Annotated in this window: 16 protein-coding genes; 13 read left to right on the top strand and 3 right to left on the bottom strand. The window is 43.5% G+C overall.

Features of this window, described 5'->3' with window-relative positions; translation table 11 throughout:
• Nucleotides 1-155: 155 nt before the first annotated feature.
• Together rbsK and GXP67_RS22195 are read left to right on the top strand one after the other, a co-directional pair.
• On the top strand, nucleotides 156-1,061 hold the full coding sequence (rbsK, locus tag GXP67_RS22200) for a ribokinase (RefSeq protein WP_162445145.1): 906 nt from the start codon (nucleotides 156-158) through the stop codon (nucleotides 1,059-1,061).
• A gap of 67 nt (nucleotides 1,062-1,128) precedes the next feature.
• Complete coding sequence (locus GXP67_RS22195; RefSeq protein ID WP_162445144.1) at nucleotides 1,129-1,383, top strand: hypothetical protein; 255 nt, start codon at nucleotides 1,129-1,131, stop codon at nucleotides 1,381-1,383.
• A gap of 49 nt (nucleotides 1,384-1,432) precedes the next feature.
• On the opposite strand, the gene GXP67_RS22190 is transcribed toward GXP67_RS22195, so the two are convergent.
• Entirely contained in the window at nucleotides 1,433-2,524 is a 1,092-nt protein-coding gene (locus tag GXP67_RS22190) for an ISAs1 family transposase (RefSeq protein WP_162441340.1), read from the bottom strand.
• A 78-nt stretch (nucleotides 2,525-2,602) separates the two neighbouring features.
• Between GXP67_RS22190 and GXP67_RS22185 the strand changes: the two genes are divergently transcribed.
• Nucleotides 2,603-3,604 carry a nucleoside hydrolase gene (locus tag GXP67_RS22185; protein ID WP_162445143.1) on the top strand — a complete coding sequence of 334 codons (1,002 nt, stop codon included), beginning with the start codon at nucleotides 2,603-2,605 and terminating at the stop codon, nucleotides 3,602-3,604.
• A gap of 116 nt (nucleotides 3,605-3,720) precedes the next feature.
• On the opposite strand, the gene GXP67_RS22180 is transcribed toward GXP67_RS22185, so the two are convergent.
• Nucleotides 3,721-4,329 carry an IS630 family transposase gene (locus tag GXP67_RS22180; protein WP_232064508.1) on the bottom strand — a complete coding sequence of 203 codons (609 nt, stop codon included), beginning with the start codon at nucleotides 4,327-4,329 and terminating at the stop codon, nucleotides 3,721-3,723.
• A gap of 5 nt (nucleotides 4,330-4,334) precedes the next feature.
• Entirely contained in the window at nucleotides 4,335-4,766 is a 432-nt protein-coding gene (locus tag GXP67_RS22175; RefSeq protein WP_162441276.1) for a helix-turn-helix domain-containing protein, read from the bottom strand.
• A 64-nt stretch (nucleotides 4,767-4,830) separates the two neighbouring features.
• On the opposite strand from GXP67_RS22175, the gene GXP67_RS22170 reads away from it, so the two are divergent.
• The 10 genes from GXP67_RS22170 (at nucleotide 4,831) to GXP67_RS22125 (ending at nucleotide 23,650) form a co-directional block, all read left to right on the top strand.
• Nucleotides 4,831-5,418, top strand: coding sequence for a hypothetical protein (locus GXP67_RS22170; protein WP_162445142.1), 588 nt, complete (start codon nucleotides 4,831-4,833; stop codon nucleotides 5,416-5,418).
• Between the two features lie 111 nt (nucleotides 5,419-5,529).
• Nucleotides 5,530-5,754: a hypothetical protein gene (locus tag GXP67_RS22165; RefSeq protein ID WP_162445141.1), complete on the top strand. Its 225-nt coding sequence runs from the start codon at nucleotides 5,530-5,532 to the stop codon at nucleotides 5,752-5,754.
• Between the two features lie 62 nt (nucleotides 5,755-5,816).
• Complete coding sequence (locus GXP67_RS22160; RefSeq protein WP_232064536.1) at nucleotides 5,817-6,482, top strand: macro domain-containing protein; 666 nt, start codon at nucleotides 5,817-5,819, stop codon at nucleotides 6,480-6,482.
• Between the two features lie 10 nt (nucleotides 6,483-6,492).
• Nucleotides 6,493-6,933 carry a VOC family protein gene (locus tag GXP67_RS22155; RefSeq protein ID WP_162445139.1) on the top strand — a complete coding sequence of 147 codons (441 nt, stop codon included), beginning with the start codon at nucleotides 6,493-6,495 and terminating at the stop codon, nucleotides 6,931-6,933.
• A 90-nt stretch (nucleotides 6,934-7,023) separates the two neighbouring features.
• Nucleotides 7,024-7,428, top strand: coding sequence for a DUF5071 domain-containing protein (locus tag GXP67_RS22150; RefSeq protein WP_162445138.1), 405 nt, complete (start codon nucleotides 7,024-7,026; stop codon nucleotides 7,426-7,428).
• A gap of 9 nt (nucleotides 7,429-7,437) precedes the next feature.
• Nucleotides 7,438-7,659, top strand: a complete 222-nt coding sequence (locus tag GXP67_RS22145) for a VF530 family protein (RefSeq protein WP_162445137.1) — start codon at nucleotides 7,438-7,440, stop codon at nucleotides 7,657-7,659.
• A 588-nt stretch (nucleotides 7,660-8,247) separates the two neighbouring features.
• Entirely contained in the window at nucleotides 8,248-11,523 is a 3,276-nt protein-coding gene (locus GXP67_RS22140) for a metallophosphoesterase family protein (protein WP_162445136.1), read from the top strand.
• Between the two features lies 1 nt (nucleotide 11,524).
• Entirely contained in the window at nucleotides 11,525-15,061 is a 3,537-nt protein-coding gene (locus tag GXP67_RS22135; protein WP_162445135.1) for a DUF6603 domain-containing protein, read from the top strand.
• Nucleotides 15,062-15,655: 594 nt separating this feature from the next.
• Nucleotides 15,656-18,472 (top strand): hypothetical protein, encoded by a 2,817-nt coding sequence (locus GXP67_RS22130; protein WP_162445134.1) that lies wholly within the window; start codon nucleotides 15,656-15,658, stop codon nucleotides 18,470-18,472.
• Nucleotides 18,473-18,475: 3 nt separating this feature from the next.
• A complete protein-coding gene (locus tag GXP67_RS22125) occupies nucleotides 18,476-23,650 on the top strand; it encodes a hypothetical protein (protein WP_162445133.1) in 5,175 nt (1,724 codons plus the stop codon).
• Nucleotides 23,651-23,747 lie beyond the last annotated feature (97 nt).

The raw sequence follows: 23,747 nt of genomic DNA, 5'->3' as shown, positions 1-23,747 counted from the left end.
GTTCCTGTCTTTTCATTTTCTGTGCAAATATCCGAACCCAAGTTTGAGGTCAAAAATTTTGAGTCATCAACAAAGGTCAAAATCGGTAAGAATGAAATTTTAATTGTACGCTTCCAAAGAAACATATAATTTATAGCCTCATCTATTGAATGCCTATGCCTGAAAAGATTATTGTGATTGGGAGTTCTAATACAGATATGGTGGTAAAGTCTGACAAACTTCCTTTGCCCGGAGAAACCATTCTGGGTGGCCAGTTTTATATGTTTCCCGGCGGAAAAGGAGCCAATCAGGCGGTTGCCGCCGCCAGACTGGGTGGTGAAGTAGTGTTTATTGCCAGAACCGGGAATGATGTATTCGGAAAACAAGCCATCGAACAGTTTGCCAGAGAAGGGATTGATACTTCTTGTATCCATATTGATGCCGGGCATCCTTCCGGAGTAGCACTGATATTGGTAGATGCCAAAGGCGAAAATGTAATTGCTGTTGCTCCAGGTGCCAATGCACAGCTAACCGAAAGGGATATTGACACAGCACAGGTACTTATAAGCAAAGCTGAGGTAATTTTATTGCAACTCGAAATTCCCATTTCCACGGTTACGTACGCCATTCATCAGATGCAGAAGCTGGGCAAAAAAGTAATTATAAATCCGGCACCTGCGCAGGCTTTGCCGGAAGAAGTATTCCGGGATTTGTACCTGATCACTCCCAACGAAACAGAAGCTGAAATTTTAACCGGCATCCAGGTGACCGATGAAGCAAGTGCCGCTAAAGCTGCCCAGGCTTTGCAAGAGAAAGGAGTTAGCCAGGTAGTAATTACGATGGGCAGCAAAGGTGCTTTTGTATACAACGGTGCTACCTCCAGACTCATAGCGGCTCCCAAAGTAGAACCAGTAGATACTACTGCCGCTGGTGATGTCTTTAATGGCGCTTTAGCCGTTGCACTTGCCAATGAACAACCGTTGATTGCAGCGGTTGAATTTGCCTGTAGAGCGGCAGCTATTTCTGTTACCAGGATGGGTGCCCAGGCATCTGCGCCGTACCTGCATGAAATGAAAAATTAGTATGAATCCCTTATATATTTTAACCTGAATTCGGAGTTTTTAATCTATTTACTTGAATTTTATTACTATGAATCTAGCAAGAGTGCGGTGGATGGTGCAGCAACAGTGTGGCCGGTTTTGGCCTGTGGGTAAGCCGGAGGTTTGTGCGATGATTTTATCTGGCGTAAAACAGGCTTTGTTGGTGCTGCCACAACTGTGTTGGTTCTCTTCGCATTCACATGCTCGAGAATCTTTTGTTACTTTTCTTTTGGGCATGCAAAAGAAAAGTAAGACGGCGCAAGTATCAAAATCGGCATATTTACCTGAATCTAATATTCTTTAAGTAGTAGTACTCCAAATTCACTTTTGTTTTAGGGTTTCCGCACTAAATATTAAGTTTTAAGAATAGCTAACAGGAAATTAGTGTCTCTGTTAGCTTTTTTTCTTTTCCGTTTGACACTCACGCAAGAAGGCTCTTTTTTGAGCAGATGCAAAGACCACTTTCTAATCAGATGCAGATTGATGGGTCCTTTATCTTTCCTGACTTTAGCCTCATCTTCCCTAAAGGTAACATCTAGTTGCCAATGCAAGCCATTCTCTATCGCCCAATGGCCTCTTATGTAGCGGCTGTACAAGGCAGGGTCTGTATCTGTTAAACTGCTTATATAGAACAGGGTTTGTTCTTGCTTTTTGCCTGCTATAATGCGTTTTCTTTCTACCATGACTAAAGTATGTAAGTCCTGCCATTTTTCCTTTTCCTCTACCAAATCAATGCATTGAGCAATATATACCCTACGTTCTTCTCCTCTGCCATGGGCTTTATCTAGTTGCTGATTAAAAGCGAGAGCAGACTTATTGATTTGCATAAAATGGGCTACCTGCTCATAGAGTACACCTTGATTAGCCTTTAGGGCAATCACATAATGGGCTTGCTTATCCCTGATCTTTTCTACAATTGCCTGCTGACAAGCAATAGCATCTATAGTAATGATACTACCTTTGCAATCAAGGGTATCTAATAAAGCAGGAATAGTTGTAATCTCATTACTCTTGGCTTCTACGGCTACTTGTCCAAAGCTTAAGCTATGTTCCTCTACCCATACATTGACCATACGAACCAAAGCATGCTTTTTGCCTGCAGGTATAGTACCTCTCAATTCTTTGCCATCTATACATACCTGCTTGCCTGCTAAGGAGAAGCCAGCTACACACGCTTTGAAGCATTGCTCCAAACTATGGCTATCCAGGTGTCTGATCACCCGATTTAAAGTGTCAGCAGAAGGTATACCATTAACAAAACTTAATCCTAGTTCTTGCTGCAGAAACGCTGTATTATCTTTGCCATAATCTGCTATCTCGTCAAAGTCATCACAATCGGCTATTACCCCACATAAAACTAAGCCTAAAATATCTGCTAATAGATGTAAGCAGCGGCCTTGCACCCGAAAATCAGCTACTTTGTTTAGTATCTTTTTAAGTTCCATGCACAAAGTTAGCCCCTCTTTCCTTTTTCTCTATCTTTGGTGCGGAAACCCTACTTTTGTTTTACATTTATTACTAATATGAAAATACTAACGCTGTGTATTCTTTATCTGTTCTTTGGCTTAGCATCAATGCAAGCCCAAACCAAGTCTGCCCCGGTGCCTGTTATTTTTGATACGGATATTGGTCCGGATTACGACGATGTGGGCGCTATTACTATGCTCCATGCCCTCGCCGATAGCGGACAAGCGACTATTCTGGCTACGGTAGCCAGCAGTAAATATGCAAATGTGGCTCCGGTGCTAAGTGTGTATAATACCTATTTTGGCCGTCCGAATATACCCATTGGCGTACCCAAAGGCAATGCCGTTACCGACCGGGATTTTCAGGGCTGGTCGGATACGATTGTAGCCAGATATCCACACAAAGTAAAATCTAATGCCGAAGTACCGGAGTCCGTGGAAATTTACCGGCAGGTACTTGCCAAACAAGCAGATAATAGTGTCACCATCGTTACGATAGGTTTTCTGACGAATCTGGCCAACCTGCTGGAATCCAAACCGGATAAATACTCCAAACTATCGGGCAAGGAACTGGTGAGCAAAAAAGTAAAAAGGCTGGTGAGTATGGCCGGAAAGTTTCCCGAAGGCAAGGAATATAATGTACACCGGGATTCTACGGCTTCTGTGAAAACATTTGCTGCCTGGCCTACCGAAATTATTTTTTCAGGCTTTGAAATTGGACAGAAAATCAAAACTGGTTTACCGTTGATTAACAATCCTCAGATCAAGAATAGTCCGGTAAAAGATGTGTTCCGCATCAGTATTCCGAAAGCTGCGGAAGACAAAGAAGGCCGCATGAGCTGGGACCAGACAGCCGTATTGGTAGGCATTAAAGGCGTAGAACCCTATTATGAACTAAAACCTGGCCGGATCGTTACCTTGCCTAGTGGATACAACCGCTGGGATACTACAAAAACAGGCCATTTTCATCTCGTAGAAAAAATGCCTGTTGCACAAATTACCCAGGTTATTAATCAACTCATGATGTATCAGCCGATGAAGGCCGGAAGCCGCAGATAAGTATGAGGATTAAGTAGTGAATATTAGTAGGTATTGAGAGTGCAATTATGAAATAGTAAGCAGTTGAATTCGTTTTTTAGGTAGTATTATTTTTATCTTAGTAAGTAATTAAGTAATTAAACACAATTAAGTATAATATTTTCATCTACTTCAAGTTTTTTAAAATCAAGTTTAAAGTAAGTACCCAATCCTGAAAAGATGGTATAAAGTGCCTCCTTAAGCGCTTCTACAGACAGATAGTCTTCGGCTTTGAGCCAATGATATTTCACCTGCTTCCAAAATCGTTCGATCCTGTTAAGATGAGGACTATACTTAGGCAGCAAAAAGATGTATAATCCTTTCTGTTCCCATTCTTCTTTTTTGACTTCCCATAGGCCACATGTATGCCAGGAGGCGTTGTCTAAGACTATGACAGTAAACTTGGAAATAGATGTTGAGAAGGCCTCTACACATTCAATGATAAAGTCAGCGTTTAGACTCCCACTTTTCTGATAAGTAAGCAACTCATTATTTGTACTTAACAAGCCAAATACATTTATCCTTGTACTTCTTTGGGATAAAATAGGGGCGTGTTCGCCTTTTTTGATCCATCCATAAGGTACACAAGGGGTAAGGCAAAACCCTGATTCGTCTCCAAAATATAAATCTATACTGCCTGTCTGTGCCAAATAAAGCAAAGCATGTAATCGCTTGACTTTCTGCTCATATGCTTCTTTGTTTTGCAATGGCTTTATCCATTTACGGAAACGTTTCCATCGGTAGTCAATTTTTTTAAAAACCGCTTCAAGGTCATCTCACTCATAGCCGTGCCTAATTTAGCTTCTATCTCTCGCTTAGCTAATTTAAGTTGTTGTTTTTCTTTCTCTATGCTATTTTCCACTACTTCAACATGGGTAGCATTACTGGTAGTAAGGATGGGTTTTCTGCCTTTCCCTTTTTGGTTCTTTAACCCTACCACACCTGTTTTCTCAAAGCGATCAAACCACTTATAAATACTTAACTGACTTACTTGAAAAATGCTTGCTAACTTCTGTACTTGATAGCCTTGATTGGATAACAGTATACATTGGCAACGGTTACGTTCCTGATAACTTTTACTATCTTTATGAATCTTCTCTAAGTCTTGTTTTTGCTTGTCTGTAATCTTCTTGATATAACGCATAAGCAAAGATACAATTTGCCAAAATCTTATACTTAATTGTGTACTCTTACTTAGTTATAAAAAAATGATAAAAAGGATTCTTTTTGCGACATTATTTATACTGCTAGGTTATTTACTCCAGGCTCAATCTGAGTGTGAAGATGTAGATAGAGCGTATCATGTTCAACTCATATCAAAACAATTTACAAATTTACCTTCTGACTCAGCTATTCAGACGTTAGAAAAGAAGTATTTTCCCTTAAACTCTTTGGCCATTTGTCTTTATTTGTTACAAGCCAATGAGACAGATATTCCTGAAACAAGTTTAATCTACAAAAGGGTGATCGACATTGCTTCAAGATATATTGAGACAAATACCTTGATACTACTGACCGGATACAATAATAGGGGTAAAGTACTAGGGATTTTTAATCAATATGCAGCTAAGTACCAAGTCAGATACATTGATATTCTAGGCACAAAATGGATTTCAGAGAATGTATACTATGCAATAGGTGTATTTAACAATCAAATGGAGAATCACTTAACAGAAAAAAATGGAAAAGATTGGAGAAAAGAGTTTCATGCCGGTCTTAATGCGTATTATAATCAAGAATTGGCAAAAATGAGCAAAAAAGAAAGAAAAAAGATAATTAAAAATAATAACTACTAATACCCTTCACCAATAACAACAAGGCTCGCCAAGTACATAGCCTCAGGTTGAAACCATTATGGTGTCTGTTGTTGGTGACATTTTCTACTGCTTCAATCTTAAACAACCTCTATGACTTTCGCCCTATTTGAAATTACCTCCAACGGTTCAGTAGTGCTTGCTGATACACAAGATTTATTTGGTATGGAAGAGTTAACATTTTTGCATCAGAGAGAAGCCGCCAGTCTTCTGGAAAGTGAACTCAGAGAAGGAAACTCCAAACTGAAAAGCAAACGATTCACCATCCTGCCCTACTTCGACGATGGAAAACACCAGCCCATTATGCCTAAATATTGATTAGTTGTTGGTTGTTCGTTATTAGAAATATGCTATCAAAGATTTACCGGTTCTTTAAACGTATGAAGGTAGATACGCTCAAACCTTTTGGAAAAGATTTGGCCAAAGACGAGTTGAGAATCAGCATTTGCGACTTAAATAAAGACATAGCCAAAGTCTTTGCTGACGTTTTTGCCCAGGAAAGCAGCGTAGAAATTCTCTTAGGAAATCTTCTTCACCTTTCGGCAGATGCGCTGGTAAGTCCGGCCAATAGTTTTGGAGATATGGGCGGAGGCTTGGATAAAGCGATTGACGATTTTTTTGCCGGGCAGGCGCAACAGAAAGTGCAGCAACTCATCAGGGAAGAATACTTCGGTGAACTACCAGTTGGTGTAGCCAGCATTATCGCCATGAATCACCCACAGTTTCCCTTTATAATCGTTGCCCCTACCATGCGGATTCCTGGTAATGTAGGAAAAACAATTAATGCCTATTTAGCGATGCGGGCAGTCTTAGTAGCCATAGTCAAACATAACCGTTCTGCAACACATCCCATCAGACATATCGTGCTATCAAGTTTATGTACTGGCGTGGGAGGTATGCCTTTTCAGGAAGCAGCCGAACAGATGAAAACAGCGATTGCCAGCATTTTAGGTGAAGGATATAAAACAGCCATACATCCGGCAGTTGCCCCGTATGCCTTAGGAGCCAAGTGGGTTTTGCCGGAAAAACTCAATAAATTTAAATAAAATAAAAAATATGGAACCCAGATTAAGTGTAATTACCATAGGTGCCATCAACTTATCGGCGATGCGGAGCTTTTATACCGAAATACTTGGCTGGCAGCCAGTGGTAGAAAACCAGGATATGGTTTTTTATAAATTCAATGGCTTTTTACTCAGCCTGTTCGACCGGAAAGCATTATCCGACTTTATTGGCATTCCCTTCAACGAACATGGAAAAAGTTTATTTACACTCGCTTACAATGTACGTTCCAAAGAAGAGGTGATGGAATTATACTACAAGCTTAAAAGCGTAAACGTACATATTATTAAAGAACCCATGGAACCACCCTTCGGCGGCTTATTTTTTTATTTCTCAGATGTAGAAGGCAATATTTTAGAAGTAGCGTACAATCCATATACACCGCTTGATGACACAGGGAACGTGATTACGCATAAAAGTATTGAGGGATTATGAGAATTGAGTAAAATTCAAACTCGGTTTCTGGGATAGTTTTTAATTATGTTTTAATATATAGTAATCAGTTTTACATTTATATCAACTCTCATGTCTCATATAACACTGAAAGAATTAATACCAAAAAATAAGACAGACATTGAGGCAGTGGAGAAGTTATATCAATACTCTTATCAAGAGATCAAACCAATTGTTCCTCAGCTACTTGAATGGTTACAAGACATTAATTGGCCAGTTGCTACCCCAATGGCTGATTATCTGCTAACTATGTCAGATTATTTAACCGATGATATTATTGCCATATTGAGAGGAAAAGATGAAGTATGGAAATATTGGTGTTTATATGCATTTGGAATAAATACTATCAAACCCATTGAGCCAAGGCTGTTACAAGAAATCGAGCAAATCGCTTATTTTCCAACTCAGGGAGAAAAGGAGGAAGAGGTACAGGAAGTAGCTAGTAAAATAATGAATAAACTAAAAAGTCAGACTTAAGCACTATCAATGGAAACGCAACCAAATAATCCCCTGCATGGCAAAACCCTGGAAATGATACTCACTGAGTTAGTCAAACGCTATGGCTGGGAGGCTTTGGGCCATCAGATCAACATACGCTGTTTTACGCACGATCCGAGTATTAAGTCGAGTTTAACCTTTCTCCGGAAAACACCCTGGGCCAGAAAAAAAGTAGAAGACCTGTATCTGCAAAGCATCGGTGAATCCTGAGTTTTTGGTTCATTGTTATTATTACAGGGTTTAATAAGTTATTCGGTTTTTCTGTAGTCCTTCCGACGAAGAAGGAATCTTTTGAACACTCACATTAAGAGATTCTTCCTTCGTCGGAAGGGCAGTACCTTTTTCGAAAAACTTCCTTCACCTTGTATTTATTTCCATCCGTATCAATAATAAACAGTATCTTTTTCGGATACATATTGCTTTTTACAAAGAATTTCTATTACTTTCTAATCATGGGTCGCCAGCTCATTAATTTTTTTCAAAATCTCTTGTTAACCTTTTTCAAACCTGTTTACCAACAAATGAGCAAGGAGACTAATTTTTAACGCTGTCTTATCCTGCAAATGGCGATTACTTACTGCCTTTTGTTGCCAAGTTTAATAGATACATACGCTTGAGCTAAATTATATCCGCACCATCCAAAGGAATATAATTTCTAATACCGCTTATTCTGCTCTGCCATTCTCAGGCAATCATACTTAAAAGAATGTGAGCTGTTTTCGAAAGCATCAAAAAGCGCTTCTCCGGAAACGATACAAGTCATTTCCACTTTATAGTTGAACCTAAAATCCGGTTTCTATGAAATACAGCAGATATATCAGCTACCTGGAAACACTTCTCAACACCGGTTTTGCGAATGATAAAATTGCTGAAGCGGAACAGCGCAACCTGCATGAAAGTCTGCAGCAAAAGTTTTCTGCGATTGAATCCGGCAATCTATCCGATAAAGAGAAAAAAAGAATAGATGAGGAGAAGAAAGGGTTGAAGGAAGTCATTCAACATATTTTCTCTATTTGCTCGGACTCTCCGCTGGTCACAAAAGATACAAACAATACCATTACAGGCATTAGCCAGATATTACAGCAATCGGTCCAGCCTTTAAATATTGCCGAATTACCCTTGATTCTCAGCGGACCTATGGTTCGGAAGGCGGAACCTGGAGCCGTTACGGTTTGGGTAGCCTTGAAAGAAGCCAAAGAAGTAGTCTTATCTGTAGTGGAAGATGCTAATAATGTGGCAGGCAGCACCATTTTAACTGGCAATTTGCAAACGGTTAAACTAGGTACCAATCTGCATATAGCAGCCGTTACAGCTAAACCTATTGCTCCAGAGAAACAACTGCAATACGGAAATACCTATTTCTACACCCTTACTATTGGTGGTCAGGATTTGTTAGCACAGGGAGTACTCAGTACAGCAAACATACCGGCAGAAATCACTTATCCAGATGAAAAATTACCTTCTTTCCAGCTGCCTTCCCTGGATCTCAATAAAGTTCACCTCATCCATAGTTCCTGCCGCAATATGACCAATGATGCATACGATGCGCTGCCAGCCTTAGATACCCTGTTGCAACAAACCTGGAAAACCAACCGTCCGCAGCAGCTATATCTCAGTGGCGACCAGATCTATGCCGATGAAGCCAACGAAGTATTAGAACACCTCTATATTGATGTAGGCAATACATTGATGAGTGGAAAAGAAGCTAATGGGGGCTACAAATCCCCTGAAAAAATGCGGAGCAAAGATGATGGCGAAGCCGATGTTTGTCCGGCAGAGATCATTCCGGGGGAAAGAGGGCACATGCATAAAGTAAAGGAATTTATCATCAATAATCAACGCAAAAGCTTTATTGACCTGCTCAAAGAATATACACAAACTACCTTAGATCCGCCTGAACTCACCGACAACCTGGATACGCCAGACTATATTCATGACCTGTGCGGGTTTACGCCTACTTCCCGGTTTCATCTGTTTTCCTTGTCAGACTTTTTTGGCTTGTACCTGCTCAACTGGTCAGATGTATTATGGCCTTCGTTTTTCCGGGCGGAAGCTTCCAAAAAATGGGCGGTGAAACATTCCATGGCTGCTAAAAATGAGGATGACGATAGCCTGTTGCAGAAACTGGAAAGCGGCATCAGCAAGATTTCTTCCATTGAAAGCCGGTATATTAAGAAATTATCAGATGAAGAGGTTAGCCAGGCACAAAAGAAAGCCTACGTAGAATTAGCTTATGAACTAAAGCGTTTCCGGATGGTAATCCGTGACTTTACGGAAATGATGAACCTGGTAATTTTTGCTTCCGAACTGAAAAAAGTGAGAAGAGTCCTGGCCAATATTGCCACCTACATGATGTTCGACGACCATGAGGTAACAGACGACTGGCATATGACGCGGGAATGGGTACACCGGGTGTATAGCAAACCTATGGGACGTCGGGTACTTCAGAATGGTCTGGCTGCGTATGCGGTTTTTCAGGCCTGGGGCAATACACCAGAGCGTTTTGAAACAGGTGAAAGTGCCGGAAAAAAATTACTCAATGCCTTGTCTGCCTGGATTGGCAACAATTATAGTGACGAAGCCAATGAAAAGATCATTGCCAACCTCCTCAAAATTCCGGATAAAATACAGGCCGCCAAATACCGCAGCATTGGTTCAGGAGATACTTTCCCGGAAATTTTTACTCAGCCGCTCAGCTGGCATTACCAGGTAAGTCATCCCAAATATGAAGTGCTGGTGCTCGATGCCCGTACCTTCCGCAGTTTCCCAGGTTCTTTGTATGGGGCAGCCGAACACATCAGTGCCAAATCTTTGAAAGAGCAGATGCCAGAACCGGTTGTACTGCCGCCCCCTTTCAGCGATATACCCAAAGAAATCACGTTTGTTATTTCTCCCTGCAATGTGGTCACCATTCCGCTGTTCCGCAATTATCTGAGTGGTGTGGCTTTGCCACTGGCGCATTATTTTACCGGTTATTCGGGAAACCGCTGGGAAATGGCCGCTTATGATCCCGACCAGGCCGATTCCTGGGAAGTGAGTTCGAAGCTATTCGAAACATTTTTGAGCCTCCTGGCAGTACGGACTGCCAAAACACAGCCGGAAGCAAAAAGCGAAAACCGGGTGGTGATCTTATCCGGAGATGTGCATTTTACTTATGCAGGCCGCCTGGCGTATTGGGCCGATAAACCTTTCGAAACCGAGCAAACCAAAGCGCATGAAATGGTTGTCGCCCACCTAACCGCCAGTGGAATGAAAAATGAAGCCAGTGCCTGGAAAAAACTAAAACTCGATCTGCTGGGCTATGAATTTACCGATCTGGGAAGCAATACCCAACGTTTGCCGGAGCCAGAAGTTGTAGTGGGATATGCCAAAGCCCCTCAAACGCTGGACAAAGCTAAAAAAGACGAGATTGTATTACGGACCCGCTGGTTTCCCAATTACAAACCCGGCCTGATCACCCAAAATCCCATTCTACTTCCCAATCATAAAATTCATCCGGAAGTAAAAATTCCAAAGCCGGAATGGATGTACCGCATTGATTTTATCCGGGGAACCAAAGAAAAAAAAGTAGAGAATTTTAATACCATTTCTCATTTCCATTTTGCCCGGCAGCAAGCGCCTTCTTCTGAAATTATCCGCCGCAGCAATTTTGCCTCTATCACCATCGACTGGGAAGGCGAAGGTAAACTGGTACAAGCCCTGGATACCAAGGCAGAATCGTTTACCATCATACTGGCACAGGGTAAAACGTTTCCACAAGCGCCTTTTTTCGCTATCATCGACCAGGAAATCATATATGTGCTGGAAACAAAAACACAGGCAGGCAATGATACTGAACTCACCTGCAGCCAGCTAAAACGGGGTAAAGCTGATTCGCAGGCACAAGCCCATGTACAGAATAGTACAGTAAAAATCCGGAGAACGGTAAGCCAAACCATATGGGTGGTGGCAGAAGTACCCCTAAAAGAACAAACTAGCACCAGCGGTTTAACGCCTCATGCCCTCACCAGATACAAGGTAGCCATGGCCGCCGATGATCTTCAATACACAAAGCCCACCCCAAATACTTTGTAACATGGCAGAACAAGAGAAAGATACTTTTATCGAAAACCGGTCCGCCAATGAAGACTTTCTGGTTTTTCTGGACCTGGTGATCGGATTACTGTCGTCGGAAAAGCTGATCATGGAATTTGTGTATATGTCTGGGTATGACCTGGGGGATATGGATAAACCCAATACCGAAGGCGTAACCACTTTCGACAAAGTAGTGGAAGTAACCAGAAGCACCAGAACGGTCTATGAATCGGTGCGGGAGCAATGGCCTACCAAATGGAAATCCTGGAGTGCAGTAAAAGCAGGTTTTAAACTACTCAAACAGGTGTTTGATGAATACAAAAAATGCAAGGCTGTATTCGAGCTGGCAGGCGCAGAAAATGGAATCGATATCGACAAAAGTGAACTCTTGCTGCATGTCATGCAACAGGTAATTCTGAGAGGACATGCCATTCTTGTTCCATCGTCTATTCAACTGTATCGCTTGTTAAACTGGGTGAGTGTAGGAAGCGAAAATGAAGTCAACGAACCAGAAAAAGACACTTCGGGACGTATCATCCGCTATCCTTACCGGGGCATACAGTTTAATAAAGATGGCCTGGATGCTTTTTTCCGTGATCCGGTAGCTGCCTTAAAAGAGCATTATTTTAAAAACGATACTTCTTCCGGCTCTTTGCTGCGGATGGCTGGCCCGGTACCACCTGATGACAAACTATTAATCAGGTTACGGGATTTACTCTTAAGTCTGTATCTGAATGCTTTTTATGGCTACCGGCATAGCGATGCGATTGCCTTAACTGAGGATAAACTACAGGAATTCTCTCAAACTTTAACCACCTGGTTTCCGGTTGGCAAAAATGTTGAGCTGGCGCTTAGCTTAAGAAGACAGGACCAGAATATTATCGTATCTCCCCAGATTTTTTACCTCGACGATGATAACCGGACAGACAAACAATTTAACCGGGAGTTTGGAAAATGGCAATGGACATTTAACCTGAGTGGCGGCCTGGATAGTTTCAGTTTTGGTCCGGATGGCGTAGACCTCCCTCCAGGTGTATCTGGTAATTTGTTGGTAGAGATTGCGGCACACAAGGGTAAGACCGAACCTGAGAACGATAAAGAAAATAATCCGGCTTACGTAATAGGTACGGAAGAAGGCACCCGGCTTGAGTTAGGAAAAATTGATCTCCGGGCTTTACTCGATATCAGCAATCAGTCGAAAAAAGCAGATATTAAAGCCAGCCTGAGCCAATCGGGATTTTATTTATTACCCGGCGATGGAGATTCCTTTCTGCAAAAAATACTCCCTGAAAAAGGCATTGCTGTTCTGTTTGACCTGGCAGCAGGATATTTCAATGAACGGGGCTTTTACCTGGAAGGAGGCGGTGGCGGAGAAATTGTAATTCCGCTCAACAAAAAAGTCAGCAAATTCTCCTTGCCCTCTTTGCAACTGGGTTTCCGCAAAATAACCGATGCCAACCAGTGGATGCTCTATGCGTCGGTGGCGGGCCGTGCTGAATTAGGTCCGGTAAATATCGAACTTGATAAGATAGGCATGCGCTTGTTGCTGAAAAGCCCACCGAAAGACGAAGCAGGAAATCTGGGTATTTTTGATGCAGACTTTGATTTTAAACCACCTAACGGCGTAGGCATCGAGATCAATGCCAAAGTGGTAACAGGCGGTGGCTATCTGTACATAGATGAAGATAAAGGCGAATATTTCGGGGTTGCTCAACTGAGCATCAAAAATAAAATCAATGTTAAAGCCTTAGGAATTATTCAAACCCGGCTTCCCAGTGGGCAACCCGGTTACTCATTTCTTTTAATCATCAGCGCTGAATTTCCAGCCATTCAACTGGGATTGGGATTTTCGCTCACCGGCGTAGGCGGGTTAATAGGTATTCACCGTCGGATAGAATTACAAAAAATACAGGAAGGGATTCAAAAGAATGACATTGATGATATTCTTTTTCCCAAAGATCCGCTGAAAAATGTATATACCATCCTCACCAAAATCAACCAGTTCTTCCCTGCTGCCGATGGGCAATATACGTTTGGGTTGATGGCTCAACTGGCCTGGGGTCCGAAAAGTATTATTACCATCGAACTGGGCTTGATCATCGAATTCCCGGAACCTGTACGACTGGCGCTGATTGGCATAATCCGTTCGGAAATAACCAGGAAAGTGGCCGGTAAGGAAATTAAAGCCTTGCAGTTACAAGTCAATTTTGTGGCCGCCATAGATTTTGATAAAAAATTCATCAGCCTGGATGCGGCTTTATTCCAGTCCAAATTGCTGGGCATGAAGCTGGAGGGAGATATGGCCCTGCGCATTAAATATGGTGATAACCCGGATTTTGCCATTACCATTGGCGGGTTTCATCCCAGGTTTCAGCCGCCTGCCCTGCAATTACCGGCAAAAATGCGAAGGCTCCAGATCATCCTGCGTTCTGGCAATCCTAGCATTACGGTGTCTTGCTATTTAGCTGTTACTTCCAATACCATTCAGTTTGGTGTAGCTGGTTTGTTTGTGTTCAAAAAATGGGGTGTCGGCATCCGGGGAGAACTATCCTTTGATGCTTTGTTCCAGCTCAGCCCATTCCGATTCGAAACAGATGTACACTTCCTGCTGGCAGCATCCTGGAAAGGCTATGATTTTGCTTCCATTGAAGTAAATGGCACGTTCAGCGGACCTTCCCCCTGGCATATTGAAGGCAGCCTGAAACTGAAAGTCTGGATATTCAGCAAAACGGTATCTCTCAACGAAACCTGGGGTGAAGAAGATGAAGCCCGTCTGGAGAAAGTACGCATTCTGCCCTTACTGGCCGATGATCTATCCAATGATGCCAACTGGGAACGGGCCACAGGCAAAACTCATCTGTCTGTAACCTTGCGGAAGCATTTGAAAAAAGCGGCTGATTCTACCCTGCTTACGCTGCATCCCAATGAACTCTTATCTGTCCGCCAGACAACAGTGCCCCTGGAAGTACGGGTTGATAAATTCAGTGGCCGCCAGCCACAAGGTGCGAATACCTTCAGGCTCGCACTCAAGGATACAAATAACAATGACATACCTGCCGGTAAGGTAAAAAATCATTTCGCTTCGGCTCAGTTTATTGACATGAGTGAAGAACTGCAATTGAGTACGCCATCATATGAACTGTTTGATTCCGGCCTCAGCTTTGAAGGATTAGATGCTGTAATGTTCGATGACGAGTTAACTACACAGCCTTTTACTTATGAAACCAAAACATTGGGTGAAGAGCCTACAACTCCTTTACCAGATGTAAAAGGGTTGGAAACCATCCGGAGTTTTGCACACAGCCTGCGAAACAGTACCCTGGCCAATTCAGCATTAGGGCAAGCACCCAAGGCGAAACCTGTAGCCTTACAAACCATCGCAGAAAAATATGTGATTGCCGAACAAGGAACGCTGAAAGCAACCGAAATACCAGCTGTCACCAGTGCAGCGTTGGCCTGGCAACAACTAGCCGATATAAAGCAAAAAAATCCGCAAAAAGTCCTGAGTGTATTACCTCTGGTAGAAGCGGTGCCTTAACAAATCGTTGTTAGTTGCTGGTTGTTCGTTATTAGTAATTTACTGTATGTCAGTCATTTATTTTGAGATAAACATGTATTACCTATTTTAAATTATTCCAATACTAATATAAAATTAGGATGTCTACTAGAATGATTGTTTTGAGCAGAGACATTTCTCCTCCAGGGCCGGAGAGGCCCCGCTTTTACATCCGCCCCTCTATACAACCCGCACAAGGCCAGTGCTGACCCAAAGGTTGTATAAGGTGGCTCCTGCAAAAGCTGTTATCGGAAATGTGCATTTTGTCTTTTATTTCAGGGTAAGGAGATGTAGATCAGAATTAAGTTAGATCATTTTTAATAGATAATAAAACAAAAATTCTATGCGTGATGGCCCGAAAAAACAGCGGGCAATGCGTAGGCCCTGAGCGAGGAAGCATTGTTTTCTCTAGATTTTTCTTTGCTTACTTTCTTTGTAGCAATGACAAAGAAAGTAAGGACGGCGTAAGGGAATTAAAATACAAGCCAGTGAACAAAAAACAATTTGATTGTCAAAATTTAGAAACAATCAGGTTAGAATAAACTGATTGAATGTTTCATTAACCACTGAATCGCTATGCCTCTTGATCCAAATGCCCCGGCAAATTATTCATTTCTACCCTGGCTCCGCAGAGGAATTATTAATCTGGCTGATACCACCAGTATAGCTGAAAAAGCCCCGCTTAGCGTGTCGCTGAACCTACAAGCCATTGGAGACGGAGAAACGCCAGCCTTGGTAGAAAGGAAAGTACAGGTATACGGCCCGGGTGATATTTCAGGCATTGACCGGAGAGCCATTGTCCGGACCATCCCCAGGGCAGGTGTACGGGATTTTGAGGATAATTTTTTGTGTGCCATTGAATTTTATGATGAAGATTTTCCCTGGCGTTATTCTCCTTTTTTGCCAGCCACCGGAAAACTGTCTCCCTGGTTATGGCTGACCGCCCTCCGTGAGGAGGAATTTGTGCGGCATAGTCCCACGGAAACAAGTCTGCCTGCTATTGAAATTAACAGCGCTGCACTACAAACAGCTTTTCCTGCGCCGGATACTACCTGGGCCTGGGCACATACCCATCTGAATTTTGCGGTAGAAGGTAATACTCCAGCCGAGAAACGGCAAATGGTAGATGCTATGCTCGATCAGAATCCTAATATGGGCTGTTCCAGATTGGTATGTCCCCGGAGGCTGCAACCCGGAACCAGGTACACTGCTTTCCTGATTCCGGCATTTGAAAAAGGACGATTAGCAGGATTGGGAAAAGATATAGAAACCATTCAGGCGATTGCCAATGCAGCACCTTCCTGGGCAGCATCAGAAAGCGGATCAAAGGTATTTCCGGTGTATTATGAATGGGAATTTGTGACTAGTACCGCCGGAGATTTTGAATCACTGGCAAGCCGGCTGGCTCCTTTAAGTGAAGCAGAGGAACAGGCCTTATTGAAGGCTCAAAATAGCCGGATGATGGATATTCGTAAGCCTGGTTGGGGACTTCAGTATACCGGCACCACAGGCGCTATACCTCTGCAGAGTGCGTTGAAACCTTTGAAGCAAACGGCAGATGTCCCTATTACAGATAGCTCTGAAGCAGAGGATAAAACTTTTGTCAAAAATATATCTGATCTGCTGAATCTGGGTGTACCTGTGGTTCAGGATGCATCAAATCCACCAGCACCATCGCCGCAAAATCCCTTTTTCGAAGACAGCAATATTGAAGATGATCCCATCATCGTACCGCCTTTGTATGGAAGTTTTTACAGAAATAATCCTCCTAAAGTTAATCCGGCGGCTAACCAGGATTGGTATACCCAGTTAAACTTAAATCCAGCCTTCCGGGTGGCGGCAAGCCAGGGTACAGCGGTGGTGCAAAAAGACCAGGAAACCTATATGGACCGGGCCTGGGACCAGCTCAGTCAATCGCAGGGAACCCAGCAAGTAGTAAAACGGTGGCATTATTCGCTGGAAGTAAGCCAGCGTTTGTTTCAAAAACGGATTGAGCCGCTGCTGCAAGCCCAGTCTACGCAAAATGTTACGGAAAATACTTTCCGCACGCTGGCCTTTATGAACCCATTGCATGCATCCCTGGTGGTGGATAATAAAAGTTTTGCGGCTACCCTTCAGCAGAAACCTGTGCCTTCGGCTTATTCCCGCTCTTTTACCAAAATCACCAGGCCAGGAGGTCCTTTAGTTCGCCGGCTGAATAAACAGGTGAACACCGGGCGTTTCTTTGAAATAGCGCTAACGGTGGCACCGCCTAAAAATGTATTGCATAACAGCCTGGGCAATATCGTATCTTTTCTGGAGGGTTTGCCAAACGAGACCCTGGAACCCATCAGAGGCCGCAGGATCAGACCTATCTTTCTGCTTAAAAATAATTTCCTGAAAGCACAGGGATTTGTTGGCATTGCGGCATGTAAACAGGCTTTAAGTGCACTGATGCCCTATGTACAATTCACCAGCATTATGACGGCTCCGATACCCCCTTCTGATATGTTGTATAACAGCATAGCCAGCCAGATCAACCCAGCCCTTACTATTACTGCCCGTTTGCAAAGCATTTTGCCAGCTACGTCTACTTTTTCGCGAACCAGTGCGGCTGCTTTCTCTCATTTTCCGCAATTTCCTGAACCGATGTACCGGCCTTTAGCCGAACGTTCCACCGATTATATTCTGCCCGGAATCGATTCTATTCCCGTCAACCGGGTGACTATGTTAGAAACCAATCCCTCTTTTATTGAGTCGTATATGGTGGGTTTAAACCATGAACTCTCCCGGGAATACCTGTGGCGGGAATTTCCGGCTCCTTTGAATACTACCGCTTTCCGTCAGTTCTGGGATGTACGGGATACTGAGGAGGCTGAAAATAACCCGGAAGCTTTTAAAGATATCAAGGCAATTTCTACCTGGGGAGTTTCAGCTTTGGGTTCGCATCCGCCTGATGGGAAAGTGAAAGAAAAGATTGTCATTCTGGTAAGAGGTGATCTACTGAAAAAATATCCCAATACAGAAGTATTCATGAAGCAAGCCGGTACCGGCGATACTGCTATACAATATCCTCTGTTTACCGCTCAAATCGAACCAGATATCCGACTGATTGGCTTTAATTTATCTGTAGAAGAGGCCATTGGAAACCCCAGCTCACCAGGATGGTTTTTTGTGTTGAAAGAACGGGCTGGCGACATCCATTTCGGAATGGATATAGACGAAAGCACAGCCGATCCTTCCTGGCCAGCCATCAGTAATGAAGTGCCTGAGAATAGCTGTATCAATGCTTCTTCCGCAGGATTTAAATCCCTACCCAGATACACTAGCGAACGTTCCGACCGGGTGGCAGCTATGTTGTATCAGAAACCATTTATGTTATTTGTACCTGCTTCCCGCCTGGTAAAACTCTAATCTATGGAAAATATTAAAACACTTCAGGAGCAAATCAGGCAGAAAAGGGATGCCTACAACAAAGCTGAGCTGGCTTATTATCAGGCATTGCAAGAATGGTCGCTTTCCCAGCAAGGGATTGCCACCGGTACTACCCCAATGCCCACACCGGAAGATATAAAGCAAAAACAGACCGCCAGCAATCAGGCACTTACTGAGCTACAAGCCGCCATCAGCCAGTTAGACAGTGAAGGAGCACCCCAGGCATTATTGACACAAATACCATCCGATGTACCATTTCTGCTCCTTCCCGTCCGTCTGGAAGCAAGGTACCTGACTGTACAGCATGTAGTTCGCAAGCTTACCGTAGCGGATACCGTAGATATGTTTGCACTCCTGGGTTTGGGTGGCGACCGGTTCCGGATAATGGGTTTTGACCAAGATGAAGAAGGAGTAACGACCTATATGGCACCTCCTTTTCACACCTCAGATGTATCATTCCTCCAACCCTTTGAGACGTGGAAACCTAAAAGCGGCAACTTCATCAAGCGGAAAATTGACAACCGGGAACTGCGCATCCGCATTTATCCTGACGATGTATTTCTGGAAGGACTGGAACGGTTTTTACAACCAGGGGAATGGGAAGCCGGAACACAGTTCTGGAAAAATATTGGTACTGGCACCGATGTAAAAGAAGCCTGGTTCCAGCTTTCCACTACAGTAATGCCTGCCAGAGCCGCCTGGATCATCCGTAATACACTGCCCACTAATTTCTCTCCGGATAAACCTTTACCCAATCCACCACAATTTGCTGCCCAGCGTTCCTTGAAAGATGGTTCTTATACCTACCCTCCTATCACCCGTTTGCTACCGGAACGATTTACCGTGCGCCTATATAAAGATGGCACATTCAAAGAATTTACAGGTAATCTCATTCCTGAACCTCTGGTGCTTGGCCTTGATCCTACCCATGATCCCTTCGATTCAAACAAAGATTCAGGTATGACTCAAAAGGGTACCAATATCCAGACTCCAGAATATCTGCGCTGGATACATGATTTTGAGGAGGCTGAAAAATTAGGTTTAGGCATCCGGATTGATCTGAATGCCAATCCTGAATTCAGCGAGGGCGTGGATAAAATCCTGGTGGTAGGTGCAAAACTCTCGGTAGATGATGTTGAAGGTGCCCGTTTGATAAATGAATTACTGGAGAATCATTTATTTAAGGAAGAAGGACTTGGAATTTTACCTAAAGGCACTCCTACCAATAACTTCGAAGGCCAGAAATCAGCATTTAACAAGCGGGAACAAGATGCGAATCTGTATTTTCAATCCCAATGGTTGCCAGCTCCGGCAAACTCTCTTGAAACGGATGAATCCAGGTTAAAAAAAGCCTTAGGTCTTAAACCTGATTTTCGCATTCCAAATGGCCACTGCACCGACCTGAGTGAAGCCATGTTGATGAACCAGATGCTTTGGCCGGCTACCTGGGGATATTATTTATTACAATTTTTCACACCAGATCTGGACGAAGCTTCCAGGGAGCAAGCCCGCCATTTTTTCATAAACCATGTAAGCGGCCGGGGCACTTTACCTGTGTTGCGGGTAAACCGGCAACCTTATGGCATTATTCCGGTTTCTTCCTATGCCCACTGGCTATATCCTACCGAGAATCTAAGCGAAGAAGATAGCTTTGCTTCACAGGTATGGACACTTTTCTTATCCAAACTCAATACTCAGTGGCAAACCTTCACACAACAGGTAAGAACAGTAAACAATGTAGGCGGCTCAGGACTGGATGACCAGTTTTTTGAGATGTTGAATGTGAGTCCTTCGGCAGCAGCTTTACAAAAGCAGTGGCTGGCAGGTATCCAACTTCAGCAGGTCATGCAGGCAGCGCAGCCAAACCCGGAATTACCTACTGAACTAAACTCAGATCCGGATTTTAGCCCTGCCCTCTTCAGCCGGCAGCTCGCCAGCCTGGGACTCAATACAGCTTTTTTTTCTTCCATTGTCGGTGCCTATAGTACCACCAGTCAGAAGGTGCGCCGCATACTACTAGATAAATTTCCCATCACAGAAAATCAATTATTAGAGCGTATTGCTGGCAAGTCCTGGAATTATCTGGAATTTCTCTCACAAGGGAACATGACTGACATCTGGAACCACAACCTAACCAATATTCCAGCCGGTGATGGACCTGAACTCAGCAACGCTACCCTATCTGTGTTTGCGGTTCTGGCCAGGCAGGCCGTATTGCGGGCTTATCTGGAAGACGGCATTCATCTGGCAGAAACCAATCCAGGTTTGTGGCTGCTGAAAGTAAAAGACTTTGAAGCGCAACACTTACATACAGGCAAATTAGCGATCAATCCGCTTGCTTTAGCTGCCGATAATAAGCTGCATCAGGGCTACCAGCCTATTATTGAGAGATATGGGTTGACTACACCTTTTGAGTTAGAAGTAGACCGCCGCCTCTATTTTGCTACACCTACTCCAACCACTGGTACTACTCCCCTATCCGACTGGCTGAATGCCAATAGGCAACAGGCGCAGGTTCCTGTGTTAAGTGATGTTACAAAAGCAGCAGAATATTTCAGTCAGGTACCTGTTAAACGCATAGAACACTTATTTACCGAACATTTAGACCTTTGCAGTCACCGGCTGGATGCATGGATAGAAGGCATTGTATATCAACGGTTGCTCAAACAGCGAAAAGCAAAACCGCAAGGTTTATACCTAGGCGCATTTGGGTATCTACTGGGCTTAAAACCCAATCTGAATCCGAGTATAGTTCTGGTAGAAGAAGCCCCTGAATATATTCCGGCAGTACCCGAAAACATGGAGGCAGCTGCCATTCCACTGATACATTCTGAGGCCGCCCGTCAGAGTGGCATCGATCCGGCTGGTAATAGCTGGGAAAAAGCATTTTTCTATATTGGAGAAACATTCTCCCCCAATATCCGGCTCAATACTGTCACCGGACATGTAGAACCCAATACTTCGACCAACCAGGTACAAAGTGATGGATTTATTCATGCCCCTTCTACTGCTCATGCGACTGCCGCCGCCATTTTACGAAGCGGATATTTAAACCATCAGGCCGATAACCAGACGGCATTGGTAGCCATCCAACTCAATTCGCCCCGTATCCGACAGGCACTTCAGTTACTGGAAGGCATGCAACAGGGTGCTTCGGTTGGTGAGTTACTGGGCTATTATTTTGAGCGGCTCTTGCACGAAAGGCAGCTCGACCGGTTTCTGTATGACCTTCGCAAAGCATTTCCCATCCAGCGGACAGAATCCAACGGACAAAGTCCTTCGCCACTTACCACTATAGATGGCTTGCGACTACTCAACAGCAGGAGAGCGAATCCAACCGGCTGGCTTAGCGGCATTCCTGGCATTACTCCAACTGATACCAATACGACCAAAAAAATCAACGAGATTGCCCAAACCATTGAGGATTATTTAGATGCCCTGAGTGATCTGCTGCTCACCGAAAGTGTATACCAAATGGCCAACGGCAATAAAGACAGAGCTGCTGCTGCATTGCGCATCTTGAATAGTGGTGGACAAGTGATTCTTCCGGATGTAGTGCGTACGCCGCTAAAAGGAAATGCCATTACTCACCGGGTAGGTGTGGTGTTCAAACAAAATCTACCCACTGCCAATGTCCCAGGATGGACAGCAACTGGCAGTCCTCGTTCGTTGCTCGCTCCTGACCTGAATCATTGGCTGAGCCTTCAGTTACCTGCACCTGCCAGCATTACTGTTTCTATAAAACTGCTGGATGGAAGACAGGAAAAAATCAAACTTTCAGAAGTAGCCATTGAACCTATTGATCTATTGTATGCTTTGCCGGGAACATTTACCGAAGCAGACCAAAGCCCACTGGCATTTTATGTACAATCTGTTGCGATAAATAAGTTTGGTTCAGAAATTTTATTGAATACACCCGGTTTTAGTATTGATTTTAAAGACCGTAGTGGCTTTACAGGGTCTGAAGTGAGCATATTTGAAATCAGCAGTCTGGTAGCAGGCCTTCGTCGAATAATCAGTGAAAGCAGGCCTATTAGTGCAAATGATTTTTTACTGCCTGATAAACGGGCTGCTGCCAGTGATAAAACAGATGTAAGCCGGCTAAAAACCGCTCTTATCAAGCATATTTCTACTGACAGTAGCCTACCCAATCTTATTCAACAGCTGCGCAAGCAAGCATCTTTATTACAAACAGCTCTGGAACAAGCACAAGCAGAAACAGCACTACAACCCATCATCAAAGAATTATTACAAGCCTTGTTAAAAGCCTGGCAATACGGCATAGAAACTAGCACTTCAGAAGGAATGATGCTAGTAAACCAGGAAACGGCAAAATATCTGCTAATAAAAGCAAAAACGATTGCCAATGAACTGGAAAGCCGTTTACAGAAAGCTCAATCCATACTCACTACGATTCCAGCCACTGGCAATGGGGAAACAGCATTTAAAACTATACAGGAAACGGCGAATATTTTATTTGGCAAAACCATATCCCTCTATCCGGATATAACTTTGGAGAATCTAGCAGAAGTAAATACCTGTTATACAAACAGGCAACTCATTGAGAATGCAGATGTACCAGTTATTGATGAATGGATACGTGAAGCGGCCTTAGTCCGGAAACCTTTGCGGTCCTACCGCCAATCTAAATTATTAAGCGAAGTCCTTGATTCGACGGAAACATCCGCTTCACCCGCTGTGATGCAATTCCCCTTCTTCCCAGGCAACAAACAGCCCTGGATTGGTGGCCTCCTACCTCCAGATACCAAACCAGAAGAACGAGCCAGTTTATCGCTGCTGCTGGAATTACCATCCACTTTTCAGGCAAATACCGTTTTTTCAGGATTTATCATTGATGAATGGCCGGAGTGGATTCCTGAGAAAAATATTGATACCGGTGTAGCTTTTCAGTACAATCAACCCAATACAGAACCTCCGCAAACCATGCTATTGGCTGTAACACCAGTAGAAAGCGAGAACTGGAACTGGGAATTTTTACTGGGTGCTGTTAACGATGCCTTGGAAATGGCAAAGAAACGGTTGGTTACACCAGAACATATCCGGACCAGCCATGCAGGGCTTTCTCAGGTATTGCCAGCTATAGTAATGCCATTTATGCCTGAAAACCAGCAAACACCGGTAGTAGAACCTGTGTAATGGTAGTATTAAGTTGTGAGTACTAAGTATAAAGAAAATATTGGTGCTTATAATCGAGCTGTTCTAAATATATCATTAAGATGATTTTGCAGATTTA

Source organism: Rhodocytophaga rosea, assembly GCF_010119975.1.
Lineage (GTDB): Bacteria > Bacteroidota > Bacteroidia > Cytophagales > 172606-1 > Rhodocytophaga > Rhodocytophaga rosea.
Note: the sequence above shows the minus strand (reverse complement) of the source record. Positions and strands in the feature narration are given on the sequence as shown.